The following is a 12,581-nucleotide window of genomic DNA, read 5'->3' as shown; positions in this document are numbered from 1 at the left end:
AAATACTTAATTTCTATCTTAGCCTGTGACGATTGGAAGTGCAAGGGGTTTGCCCAATCGTAACAAGTTTGTCACGTTTGACGGGAAGGAATTGCAAGTATAACGGAAATCGCAAATTCGTATAACAAAACATTATAGGTTGTATCCCCCTGCCGATTTACGCCTAGCCTCAAAAGTGGTACTATGAATGTAGATATTTCATATTAAGTTTATCGGAATTAGGGAGGCACTACAACATGGCATACGAAGCCGTTTGGACGAAAGACCCGTCCAAGCTAAATAAGTTCGAGTTCGTCAAGCTGGAAAAGGACGGACTGGACGTCATCCGCACGATCATTGAAAAATATGCTCACGAAGGTTATGACTCCATTACGGAGGACGACATGAACCGCTTTAAGTGGGCCGGCGTATACGAGCAAAAGCCGAAAGACGGCCATTTCATGATGCGCGTACGCATCAACTCCGGGATCATGACTTCGGATCAAGCCCGCGCTATGGCTGAGATTGCCAAGGATTACGGTCGCAACCTGGTGGACGTAACCACGCGCCAGGCCATTCAGTTCCACTGGCTGCGCATTGAGAACATGCCGGATATTTTCAACCGTCTGGAGAAGGTCGGCTTATACTCCTTCGAAGCATGCGGCGATTGCCCTCGTACGGTTGTCGGGAACCCTCTTGCCGGTATCGACAAGGACGAGCTGATGGATACGACGGATCTGGTGAATGAAGTCAATGACTTCTTCCTGATGAACCGTGATTTCTCTAACCTTCCACGTAAATATAAAATGTCCATTTCTTCTAATATTTATAACTCCGGTCATGCGGAAATCCAATGCCTTGCCTTCACGCCAGCTACTAAGGTGATTGACGGTCAAGAAGTCGTCGGTTTCCATGTATGGGTGGGCGGCGGTTTATCCGCGAAGCCTCATTTGGCTCAGCAACTTGATATGTTCGTGACACCGGGCGAAGTGCTGAAGGTAGCAACGGGCGTTACAACCATCTATCGTGACTACGGCTACCGCGAGAAGCGCCATCACGCGCGTCTGAAGTTCCTTGTTGCCGATTGGGGCGCAGAGAAGTTCAAGGAGAAGCTGGTCGAGCTGATCGGCGATATGCCATCCCGCGGCGAAGAAGGCGTCATTGGCTGGAAGGCCGCCTATTTCGACGGTGTTCATCCGCAGAAGCAAGAGGGCTTGAATTATATCGGTCTTAGCTTGCCTGTAGGTCGTTTGAGTGGAGATGAGCTGATTGAGCTCGCTCGCATTGCTGACCAGTACGGCGAAGGCAAGCTGCGTACAACTGTTTCCCAGAACATCATCATCTCCGGAGTGAAGAACGAGAACGTAGATAAGGTGCTTGCTGAGAAGGTGCTTGAGCGCATTACTCCGAATCCGAAGCATTTTATGAGCCGTACCGTTTCCTGCACAGGGAATGAATTCTGTAACCTTGCAGTTGTAGAGACGAAGGAAAGAGCGGTCCGCGTAGCGGAATACCTCGATTCCAAGCTGGAGCTGGATGAAGAGATTCGCATTCATTTTATCGGCTGCCCGAACGCTTGCGGACAAAAGCATATTGCTGACATCGGTCTGCAGGGTGCTCTTGTGAAAACGCCGGAAGGTATGGTCGACGCATTCGATATCGCTGTAGGCGGTATTCTCGGGCCTGGCGCTCAGTTCAACCAAGTCATTAAAGGACGTGTGAAGGGCGACGATGTCGGTCCTGTTCTGGAGCAGCTCATCTTGTTCTATAAAGAGAACCGCAGCCCTGAAGAAACGTTTAATCAGTTCGTGAACCGTGTGGGTGTGTCCGCATTCCAAGACAAGCTTACTTCCGTTCTTGCTGTTGCTGCATCCTAATTCGTTTAAAAAAGCCGAGGTACATCTTATCCGATGTGCTTCGGCTTTTTCGTTATTAGCTATGTCTTTGCAGCCAGTCGATGACATCGACGGTTACTTCATCCCGGTTGATTTCATTCAACATTTCATGTCTTCCGCCGGGATACAGCTTCATCTCAATCTCCCTAAAGCCCATGAGCCGGAGCATCGTTGCCAGCTTCTTGACTCCCTTCCCATAGTTACCTACCGGATCGTCGTCCCCTGAGAACAAAAAGATAGGTAGATCCTTTGAAATTTGCTGCAGACGATCCTTCCGGTACGAATCCTTTAACCCCTTGAAGAGCTCATAAAAGAAGCGCACTGTAGGTACTCCCCCGCAATGAGGATCCTGCAGATAATGGTCAACTTCAGATGAATCCCGTGTCAGCCAATCAAATTTCGTTCTTCGCGTTTTAATTCGCCTATTGTAGGGGCCAAACGCGAGTTGGTCGAGCAGCTTGCTGCGATGACGTTCTCCTTTCAACCAGATGATTACCTTGGTTAAAGCAATACCGATATCCAGCTCCGGTCCCTGCTCTGCCTTAACCCCGGAAAGCAGGACTCCCTTGACTTTGCTCGCATACCGAACCATGTAATGCTTCGCCAGCATCGAGCCCATGCTGTGACCTAAAAGAAATACAGGAAGCCCCGGATGACGATCATGGATGAGGCTTGTTATGCCGGCTACATTGCTAACCATATGACGGAAAGCGTCCTTCGGCAGATGTCCGAGCTCTTCCTCAGAATTTGCCGTACGTCCATGACCAAGATGATCGTTCGCATACACCCCATAGCCTGCCTTTACTAGCGCTTGTGCGAACCGCTCATACCTTGCGGCTGTTTCCACCATACCATGGACTATCTGAACTATGCCTCTTATCGGTTGACCCGGTTCGGGCAGCCAGCTGTAAACATAAATCGACTGCCCCTCGTAGTCCTGCCAAGTGAAAGTCTGTTTTGTTACCATAGCCTAGACCCCCAGTATCGAAAAAGCCCTGAACCACACATCTTCACCGGTTCAGGGCTATCTCCTGCTGTTCTATATCTATGCAGCTAGACTGCCGCGTCTTCCATTTCCTTCACCCGTTTGGCATAATCGGCCGAACGTGCCTTATCCCGCTCCAAAATCGGCTTCAGGTACTTGCCTGTATAGGAACCCTCCACCTTCACCACTTCTTCCGGAGTACCGGTCGCCACGATCGTACCTCCACGGCTGCCGCCGTCAGGTCCCAGATCGACAATGTAGTCGGCTGTCTTGATCACATCGAGGTTGTGTTCAATGACCAGAACGGAGTCGCCGTTCTCCACCAAGCGATGAAGCACCTTCAACAGTCGGTCAATATCGTCGATATGCAAACCGGTAGTCGGCTCATCTAAAATATAAATCGTCTTGCCTGTGCTGCGACGGTATAGCTCTGCTGCGAGCTTTACACGCTGTGCTTCGCCGCCGGACAAGGTCGTAGCCGGCTGCCCCAGATTCATATAGCTAAGTCCTACATCCATCAAGGTTTGAAGCTTCCGATGAATTCTCGGGATGTTCTTAAAAAACTCCGTTGCATCCTCAATCGTCATCTCCAGCACGTCCGCTATGCTCTTGCCCTTGTATTTAATCTCCAAGGTTTCGCGGTTGTATCGCTTGCCCTTACAAACCTCACAAGGCACGTATACATCCGGCAGGAAGTGCATCTCGATCTTAATGATGCCGTCCCCGCGGCAGGCTTCGCAGCGTCCGCCCTTGACGTTAAAGCTGAACCGGCCTTTCTTGTAGCCTCGCACCTTCGCTTCGTTCGTTGCCGAATATACATCGCGAATGTCATCAAATACTCCCGTGTAGGTAGCCGGATTCGAACGCGGAGTACGGCCGATCGGCGACTGATCGATATCAATGACCTTGTCGACGTGCTCCAGGCCCTTAAATTCCTTATACTCGCCAGGACGAACCTTGGCACCGTTCAGTTCCTTAGCCAGCGTCTTGTACAAAATCTCGTTGATCAACGTACTCTTGCCCGATCCGGAAACCCCGGTCACGCAAGCGAACACGCCTAACGGGAACTTAACGTTTACTCCGCGCAGATTGTTCTCCTTGGCGCCTCGGACCTCCAGCCACTTTCCGTTCGGCTTGCGTCGTTCGGCTGCCACCGGAATAAACTTCCGCCCGCTCAAATACTGCCCCGTTAAAGATTTCGAATCCTCCATAATTTCCGCCGGCGTTCCCTGCGCAATGACCTGCCCGCCATGAATCCCCGCACCGGGACCAATATCAATAATATAATCCGCGGCCATCATCGTATCCTCATCATGCTCTACCACGATCAGCGTATTGCCGAGGTCCCGCATATGCTCCAGGGTTTTGATCAGACGGTCGTTATCCCGCTGATGCAAACCGATACTCGGCTCATCAAGGATATAGAGTACGCCCATCAGACTAGACCCGATTTGCGTGGCCAGACGAATTCGCTGCGCCTCTCCGCCGGATAAGGTGCCTGCGGCGCGATGCATGGTCAAGTAATCCAGCCCTACATTCACCAGGAAGCCCAAGCGAGATTTAATCTCCTTCAAGATCAGGTGGGCAATCTGCAGCTCCCGATCCGTCAGCTCCAAGGAGTCGAACCAGTCATGCGCTTCACCGATGGAGAGCGACGTGACGTGAGCTATATTTTTCGAATTGACGGTAACCGCCAGCGATTCCGGCTTCAGCCGCGCGCCTTTGCATTTACCGCATGGCTTCGCGCTCATATAAGACTCGATGTGCTCGCGGATCCCGTCGGAGAACGTCTCGCGATAACGTCTCTCCAAGTTATTAATAATCCCTTCGAACGCAACCATCGCATCTTTCTTTTGGCCGAACTCATTCTCGTATTTAAAACGGATCTTCTCTCCGCCCGTACCGTTCAACAGCTTGCTCATCTGCTCCTTCGTCAGCTCGGATACCGGTACGTTCTGCGGTATGCCGTAATGCTCACAAACGGAGGACAGGAACTGCGGATAATAGTTGGAAGTGCTGCCGGCCCATGCCTCAAAGGCTCCCTCCTCGATGGACAAGGACGGATTCGGTACCAGAAGATCTTGGTCGACAATCATCTTCTGCCCCAAACCGTCGCAATCCGGACAAGCGCCGAACGGGCTGTTGAAGGAAAACATCCGCGGTGCCAGCTCCTCGATGCTGAAGCCGCATTCCGGGCAGGCGAGGTTCTGGCTGAAGAGGAGCTCTTCTTTATCCATTACATCTACAATGACCCGGCCTTCCGCCAGCTTCAGAGCCGTCTCCAGCGAATCGGCAAGGCGTGTCTGCACATCATCCTTCACCACGATCCGGTCCACAACCACTTCGATGTTGTGCTTCTTGTTCTTCTCCAACTCAATCTTCTCCGACAGATCCATCGTTTCGCCGTTCACGCGTACACGAACGAAGCCCTGCTTCTGGATGTCGGCCAGCAGCTTGGAATGCTCACCCTTACGTCCGGAGACGATCGGCGCGAGAATCTGCAAACGTGTCCGCTCCGGATACTCCATAATACGGTCTACCATCTGTTCGACGGTTTGGGAGGTTATCTCGATACCGTGCTGCGGACAGTGCGGCCTGCCGACACGTGCGAAGAGCAGACGTAAATAATCGTAAATTTCCGTTACCGTTCCTACGGTTGAGCGCGGGTTACGGCTCGTCGTCTTCTGGTCGATGGAGATCGCCGGCGATAAGCCCTCGATCGAATCGACGTCAGGCTTGTCCATCTGGCCGAGGAACTGCCGCGCGTACGCGGACAGCGACTCGACGTATCTGCGCTGCCCCTCAGCGTAGATTGTATCGAAGGCTAGCGACGATTTCCCCGAGCCGCTAAGCCCGGTAAGCACGACGAACTTGTCGCGCGGTATCGTGACGTCGATATTTTTCAAATTGTGCGCTCTCGCGCCTTTGATAATAATGTTATCTCTTGCCACGTGAATCCCTTCCCGTCCTTCCTGGAGACGCTTCTCCTTACAGCTCCGCCCTCAGCTCGAGAATCGCATCGCGGAGCTCCGCGGCGCGTTCAAACTGCAGGCTCTTGGCTGCTTCCTTCATCTCTTGCTCCATCCGCTCAATGAGCGACATCCGATCCTTCTTGGACATCTTCGTCTTCACGTCCGCCAAGTAATCGGACTTCTCTTCCGCCACCTTCGTAGCCTCGATGACGTCTCTAATCTTCTTCTGTATGGTCTGAGGCGTAATGCCGTGTTTTTCATTGTAGGCCAGCTGGATTTCGCGGCGGCGGTTCGTCTCCCGGATCGCCTTATCCATGGAATCCGTCACTTTATCCCCGTACATGATGACCCGGCCGTTGGCATTCCGTGCGGCGCGTCCGATCGTCTGTATGAGGGACCGCTCCGCCCGGAGGAAGCCTTCCTTATCGGCATCCAGGATGGAGACAAGCGATACCTCCGGAAGGTCAAGGCCCTCCCTCAGGAGGTTGATCCCGATGAGAACATGGACCACGCCAAGCCGAAGCTCACGCAAAATCTGCATCCGCTCCAGCGTCTTGATATCAGAGTGAAGGTACTTGACCTTGATGCCGACTTCCTTCAAGTAATCCGTCAAGTCCTCCGACATCTTCTTCGTCAGCGTCGTAACGAGCACACGTTCGTCCTTCTTGATGCGGTCATGAATCTCACCAAGGAGATCGTCGATCTGTCCCTTCGTCGGCCGCACCTCAATAATCGGATCAATCAAGCCGGTAGGCCGGATGATCTGCTCGACCATCTGAGGGCAATGCTCCAGTTCATAAGGTCCCGGAGTCGCGGAGATAAACAGCAGCTGCCCCGCCTTTTCCTCGAATTCCTCGAAACGGAGCGGACGGTTGTCCATTGCCGAGGGCAGGCGGAAGCCGTGCTCGACCAGAACCTCCTTACGAGCCCTGTCCCCGTTGTACATGGCGCGAATCTGCGGCAGTGTCACGTGCGACTCGTCGATCACGATCAGCATGTCATCCGGGAAATAATCCAGCAGCGTATAAGGCGTCGCGCCTCGCTCCCGGAAGGTCAGCGGTCCGGAATAGTTCTCGATCCCCGAGCAGAAGCCCATCTCCTGCATCATCTCAATGTCATAGCGCGTCCGCTGCTCCAGCCGCTGCGCCTCCAGCAGCTTGCCCTTCTCCCGCAGCTCGGCCAGACGCTCCTCCAGCTCCCGCTCGATGTTGACGAGGGCGCGCTTCATCGTATCCTCATGCGTTACGAAGTGGGACGCGGGGAAGATCGCAATATGATCGCGTTCGCCCAAAATCTCGCCTGTGAGCACATCAATCTCGGTGATCCGCTCAATCTCGTCTCCGAACAGCTCGATCCGCACGGCATGCTCGCTGTGAGAAGCAGGGAAGATTTCCACGACATCCCCGCGGACCCGGAATGTGCCCCGCACGAAATTCATGTCATTGCGTTGATACTGAATATCTATCAAGCGATGCAGAATCTCGTTGCGGGAACGCTCCATTCCTACCCGAAACGACACGACCAAATCCCGGTACTCCATTGGGGAACCGAGACCGTAAATGCAGGAGACGCTCGCGACGATAATCACGTCCCGCCGTTCGAACAAGGCGCTGGTCGCCGAGTGCCGCAGCTTATCGATCTCGTCGTTGATGCTTGAATCCTTCTCTATAAACGTGTCCGAGGACGGGATGTATGCCTCCGGCTGATAGTAGTCATAGTAACTGACGAAATATTCGACGGCATTGTTCGGAAAAAACTCCTTGAGCTCGCTGCACAGCTGTGCGGCGAGCGTCTTGTTGTGTGCAATCAGCAAGGTAGGACGATTCAGCTGCGCAATCACCTGAGCAGCTGTAAACGTCTTCCCCGTTCCTGTAGCCCCGAGCAGCGTCTGATACCTGTTCCCGGACTGAATCGATTGCAACAGCTTCTCAATAGCCTGCGGCTGATCCCCCTGAGGCGTGTAGTCGGAAATCAGTTCAAACTTTCGGTCGCTTACCACCACTTCATTCACTAAATTCACCTCTTCTTTTCCAAAACATTCCTGTTCTATTCAAATTCACAGCCCTGCAACCGATAATATATATGCATCATTCGTAGTTGTTTGACGTTATTCGACGTACCTATACATAAGATCTGGATGTTATAGGAATATTTGTTCCCATATATTATACCTTTTTTCGAACATGGATGCAAACGAGAAATCGTTTCCTTCGATGCCTTATTCAGGCTATTTATTAGAAAATGTTAGGATGTGGCTGATGTGGATTTCATAACGGTGCTTGGTTTACTTATCGGGGCGGGAGCCTTGATCGGAGGTTACTTATGGGACGGCGGTCACATATCCGCCCTATTCGTGCCAAGCGCTTTGCTGATTATTTTCGGCGGAACGATCGGAGCGGTGGTGGTCAGCTTTCCGCGGTCGCAGCTGAAGGAGCTGGGAAAAGCACTCAAAATGGCGTTCGCATCCTCGGAGCAAAATCCTGAGGCTATTATTGAAGAAATAATCGATATGTCGACCGTTGCCCGAAGAGAGGGCGTCCTTGCCCTCGAGCAGCGCGCACATGAACACCCGAACCCTTTTCTCAGCGAAGGCATGGTGATGGTCGTCGATGGGACGGACCCGGAGCTGACCCGCCAAATATTGGAGCTGGAGATGGACTCGCTCTCCCAACGTCATGAGGGCTGGGCCAAAATCTTCGAAGCCGCGGGGGGCTACGCTCCTACCATGGGGATTATCGGTACGGTGATGGGGCTGATTCACGTACTTGGCAATCTCTCGGATCCGGGCAGCCTGGGACCGGCCATCGCCGTCGCCTTCTCCGCTACCTTATACGGTGTCGCATCCGCGAACCTGATTTTTCTCCCCATCGCCAGTAAAATCAAGGTCCGTAGCGGCCAGCAGCTGGACGAGATGGAGTTGATGCTTGAGGGCATTCTTGCCCTGCAGGCCGGAGAGAACCCAGCGCTGATCAAAAAGAAGCTGACTTCCTTCATCCATCAGCCGGGCAGTCGGAAACAGAATGAAGGTGAAGCGCGTGGCCAGGAATAGAAGAAGACGGCAAGAAGGTCATGCGAACCACGAACGCTGGCTGCTCAGCTATGCCGACTTTATTACGCTGGTGCTGATTTTCTTCATCATCATGTATGCCATGAGTAAAATCGATGTCGCCAAGTATGAAGCTTTGGCGCGATCCTTGCATATGGAGTTCGCGAAGGCAGAATCGATTATCCCTATGGGCGAGGGCATTCAGGGCTCCGCTCCTTCTCCTTCCAAGCCGGCCGAGGAGACGAAGAAGGAAGACCGGGGCGAGAAGGATTTGCGTGAGAAAAAGGATAAGGAGCTGGCCGATCTGCTTCAGCAGGTTCAGCAATATATCGATAAGAACAACCTGCAGACGCAGGTCTCTGCAGCCAATACGCAGCGCGGAGTTGCGGTCACCTTGAACGATTTGTTCCTGTTCGACCTCGGCAAGGCGGATCTGAAGCCAGGCGCAAATCCGGTGCTCGAACAGCTTGCCAGCCTGTTTCCAACGCTGACCGACGCTACGATCAGCATCGAGGGTCATACCGATGACGTACCTGTTGCCACCGGCTCCCCGTTCCGCGATAACTGGGGCCTGTCGCAGGCACGCTCCTTGTCGGTTCTGCGGTATTTTGTCGATACGGCCGGGCTTTCGCCGAAGCAGTTCATTTCGACCTCCTTCGCCGATACGCGGCCTGTCGTGGAGAACAGCAGTCCCGAAAACCGAGCCAAAAACCGCCGCGTTGAAATTGTCGTCCTGCGGGAAGCCTCCCACTGAACAAACACAAAAGCTGTCCGGTGCGCTGGGAAGAAGCGCAGGGACAGCTTTTTTTTACAGTGACTTCGTGCCTGTTGAGCCGGGACCCGAGCGATTGCTTAACAGTCCCGTCAGCTTGCGGCTGAAATACGCTAAGATCGAGTTCTGCTGCTCCTCGGCATAGAATGGCGCGTTCTGATCCGGAGCCAGCAAAATTCCCAGCTGATGGTGCTCGTCCGAGAAGATCGCCCGCTTCACAAACTTGCTCTCCCCTGCCAGGTTCAACACCTCCAGCTTGCAAAAAGCCGGATTCAGCTGCATCGCCTGATGAAGCTCATCCTTCGTCCGCACAGGCATTCCATTGACCTTGTGAAGCACTTCGCCCACCTGAAGCTCCAGCTCTTCCGCCGCGCTTCCCGGCAGTATGCCCAGAATCTTCAAGCCCTTGGAGCTGTGCACATAGTAAGGAGTGCGATTCGTTTCCTCCCAGCGGCTGTATAGGATGATCGCCTCGTGCAGCCCGATACTGAGCATCGCCCCCAAGAGCGTCAATGCCGGCCACAGATGAGCCAAATAAGCAAAGCCCAGCAGCACCACAGCATACCCCATTAAGAGCTTCGAGCTGATCTTCACTTTATCCTGAGGCAGTCTCGACATCGTCATCTCCGTGAAGCCGATCATAACCGGAAAGCCGATGATCGTCCAGCCGCCGCTCCACAAATCCCCGCCAAGCAGCGGGGTCCAGGGTAAGGAAGCTCCACCGCCGCCCTCCAGCGGGACAATCAGGAATAGGGCCATCGGCCAGAAGCCTTGCAGATGATATCCGCCGACGATTTTCCCCCGCTTACTCTCGAAAAACAAAGGCATTCCCAGCCGTGTCCCTTGCCGCCTTACATAGATCGCCTCGACGAAATGCAATATCGCCACCAGCGCCAGCATAGCCGGTATACTCAGCTCGAGCAGCGGACCGCTAAGCCATTGGAGCGCCTCCGTCTCCTTCAGACCGGGAATGGTCTTAAACGCCACTTGAAGCACACCGATCACGCCGACGGCATAAGCCCAGCATAAGTACCGGACGCGGATGAAAATAAGCAGCAGCGACAAGATCCAAAGAAGGATCACCGCTTCCGCCTGAATCGTTGCCCCTACCAGCGCCATGAGCACCGAGGCCAGCAGGCCTCCGACCCAGCCCCATAGCACTGCTCTCCAGGTTTCCGGGAGCAAGGAATGGAGCTTCGTGGAGAAGAGCTTCCGCTCGAAGGCAATATGCCTCCGATACTGCAAAATGATGAACAGAATGCCAATGTAATAAAAAGGATGCGTCAATAGCTGCAGCAAAGCCTGCACAAACCGGTAGGCCAATTCCGTTACCACGATCATAAGCCGCTCCTCTTCGATAGAACAGATTATTGGTACAAAAAAAGAAGGCTGAGCCCTGAACCTCAGGCCCACCTTCTTTATTCATTCGACACCGGAATTTTATTTCCTGCTTAAGCAAGCAACTTCCCAGATATCGACATTATTTGATGACGCTCTGCATGTATTGCACTGCCGCCTTGAGCTGCAGGTCATTCTTCGGATCCCGGATCTCTCCTACGATCGCTTTCTCCAGCTTATTGGCCGTCTCCACGTCCACCTCTCCGTTCACCGGAAGGCTGTGCATCCGTTGGAACGACTTGACCGCTTGTGCCGTTTTCTCGCTGAAATAGCCGTCGGTCCGGTCCGGGTTCAGGCCCAGTCCTTGAAGCATGATCTGGAGGTTCTTCACTTCCTCGCTGTTCATATCCTGCTTCAGCGTCGCTTTCTTCGTAAGTGGAGCGACCTTGAAGAACGCAGGCTGCTCTACCGGAAGATCAGGTGCGATGCCCTTCTTATGGATCCAAGTACCGCTTGGCGTCAGCCACTTGTAGACGGTCATTTTGATGTTGCTGCCGTCTCCCATTTCCTTCTCGAAGGTAACTTGAACCGTCCCTTTGCCGAACGTATTTTCCCCGATCAGTTTGCCACCGGCCGAATCCTTGAGCGCGCCTGCCAGGATTTCCGATGCGCTCGCGCTGCCTTTATTGATAAGCACCGATACCGGATAAGGCTTACCCGTTCCGTTCGACGGCGTCGCTTCCTTCTCGCCTTTGCGGTTCTCGATCTGCACGATGCTTTTCCCTTTCGGTACGAAAGGCTCCACAATCTCTACAACCGAGGACAACAACCCGCCCGGATCGTTGCGCACGTCGATAATCAAACCCTTCATGCCCTTGCCCTCAAGAAGCTTGAGTTCTTCTGCGAAACGCTTCGAGGTGTTACTGGAAAATTGGCGAATTTCGATCTTTCCGATATTGCCCTGCAGCATCTCGGCATGCACGGTCTCTACATCGATATCGTCGCGGACGACAATCACCTCGATCGGCTCCGGCACGCCGGACCGTGCAATCTCGATCTTCGCCTGGGTCCCCTTCGGCCCGCGAATTTTCATAATCGCCTGATTCAGCGTTAAGCCATCCAGCTTCTCGCCATTCACGGAGAGGATGACGTCATTGGCATGTAGTCCTGCCTTCTCCGCAGGAGAGCCCTTGATCGGCGCTACGATAACCACCTTGCCATCCTCGGAGCTGACCTCGGCCCCAATGCCTTGGAACGAGGAGGTGATGTTCTCATCAAATTGCTGTGCTTCCTTCTGGTCCATGTACACGGTGAACGGATCATCCAACGCCGAGAGCATGCCGTTGATCGCTCCGGTCATGACCTTCTCGTGGTCCACCTCGCTAAGAAACTTGCTTTCGATCAGCTGATACGTAGTCGCCAGCTTGTTGATGTCCTTCGTGGTCAGCCCCGACTTCACCGAAGCGGACACCTCGCCATTCTTGCCGAGGGCCGAAAGCATCGACGGCTGCACGATCGTTAAGGTCATGATGCTGCTTGCAAACATGGACAACAAAATGAAAGCCACTACCGTACGTCCTTTAAAATTCATAAT

8 protein-coding genes are annotated in these 12,581 nt (G+C 53.4%); 3 read left to right on the top strand and 5 right to left on the bottom strand.

The features are described from left to right. Window positions 1–236 precede the first annotated feature (236 nt). On the top strand, window positions 237–1,856 hold the full coding sequence (locus QMO62_RS19015; protein ID WP_284643335.1) for a nitrite/sulfite reductase: 1,620 nt from the start codon (window positions 237–239) through the stop codon (window positions 1,854–1,856). A 55-nt stretch (window positions 1,857–1,911) separates the two neighbouring features. Here the strand turns inward: QMO62_RS19015 and QMO62_RS19010 are convergent, their stop codons facing one another. From QMO62_RS19010 to uvrB, 3 genes are all read right to left on the bottom strand, one after another. After that, window positions 1,912–2,841 (bottom strand): alpha/beta hydrolase, encoded by a 930-nt coding sequence (locus QMO62_RS19010; protein WP_284643333.1) that lies wholly within the window; start codon window positions 2,839–2,841, stop codon window positions 1,912–1,914. A gap of 86 nt (window positions 2,842–2,927) precedes the next feature. Continuing rightward, window positions 2,928–5,810 carry an excinuclease ABC subunit UvrA gene (gene uvrA / locus QMO62_RS19005; RefSeq protein ID WP_284643332.1) on the bottom strand — a complete coding sequence of 961 codons (2,883 nt, stop codon included), beginning with the start codon at window positions 5,808–5,810 and terminating at the stop codon, window positions 2,928–2,930. A gap of 37 nt (window positions 5,811–5,847) precedes the next feature. Next, entirely contained in the window at window positions 5,848–7,842 is a 1,995-nt protein-coding gene (gene uvrB / locus QMO62_RS19000) for an excinuclease ABC subunit UvrB (protein ID WP_284643331.1), read from the bottom strand. Between the two features lie 249 nt (window positions 7,843–8,091). Between uvrB and QMO62_RS18995 the strand changes: the two genes are divergently transcribed. Together QMO62_RS18995 and QMO62_RS18990 are read left to right on the top strand one after the other, a co-directional pair. Continuing rightward, window positions 8,092–8,880 (top strand): flagellar motor protein, encoded by a 789-nt coding sequence (locus QMO62_RS18995; protein ID WP_284643330.1) that lies wholly within the window; start codon window positions 8,092–8,094, stop codon window positions 8,878–8,880. Continuing rightward, the gene (locus QMO62_RS18990) at window positions 8,867–9,631 is read left to right on the top strand and encodes a flagellar motor protein MotB (RefSeq protein WP_284643328.1); all 765 of its coding nucleotides are present in this window, start codon (window positions 8,867–8,869) and stop codon (window positions 9,629–9,631) included. Before QMO62_RS18995 ends, QMO62_RS18990 begins: the two co-directional genes overlap by 14 nt. A 54-nt stretch (window positions 9,632–9,685) precedes the next feature. On the opposite strand, the gene QMO62_RS18985 is transcribed toward QMO62_RS18990, so the two are convergent. Together QMO62_RS18985 and QMO62_RS18980 are read right to left on the bottom strand one after the other, a co-directional pair. Continuing rightward, complete coding sequence (locus QMO62_RS18985) at window positions 9,686–10,990, bottom strand: PDZ domain-containing protein (protein ID WP_284643325.1); 1,305 nt, start codon at window positions 10,988–10,990, stop codon at window positions 9,686–9,688. Window positions 10,991–11,129: 139 nt separating this feature from the next. Continuing rightward, complete coding sequence (locus QMO62_RS18980) at window positions 11,130–12,578, bottom strand: S41 family peptidase (protein ID WP_284643323.1); 1,449 nt, start codon at window positions 12,576–12,578, stop codon at window positions 11,130–11,132. Window positions 12,579–12,581: the final 3 nt, after the last annotated feature.

The sequence above is a fragment of the Paenibacillus silviterrae genome (assembly GCF_030167925.1).
In the GTDB taxonomy this organism is placed as follows: domain Bacteria; phylum Bacillota; class Bacilli; order Paenibacillales; family NBRC-103111; genus Paenibacillus_G; species Paenibacillus_G silviterrae.
Note: the sequence above shows the minus strand (reverse complement) of the source record. Positions and strands in the feature narration are given on the sequence as shown.

Bases quoted from the DNA above. Each gene is read 5' to 3' on its own strand.
- QMO62_RS19015 (WP_284643335.1), top strand. From the start codon at position 237: ATGGCATACGAAGCCGTTTGGACGAAAGACCCGTCCAAGCTAAATAAG.
- QMO62_RS19010 (WP_284643333.1), bottom strand. From the start codon at position 2,841: ATGGTAACAAAACAGACTTTCACTTGGCAGGACTACGAGGGGCAGTCG.
- QMO62_RS18985 (WP_284643325.1), bottom strand. From the start codon at position 10,990: ATGATCGTGGTAACGGAATTGGCCTACCGGTTTGTGCAGGCTTTGCTG.
- QMO62_RS18980 (WP_284643323.1), bottom strand. From the start codon at position 12,578: ATGAATTTTAAAGGACGTACGGTAGTGGCTTTCATTTTGTTGTCCATG.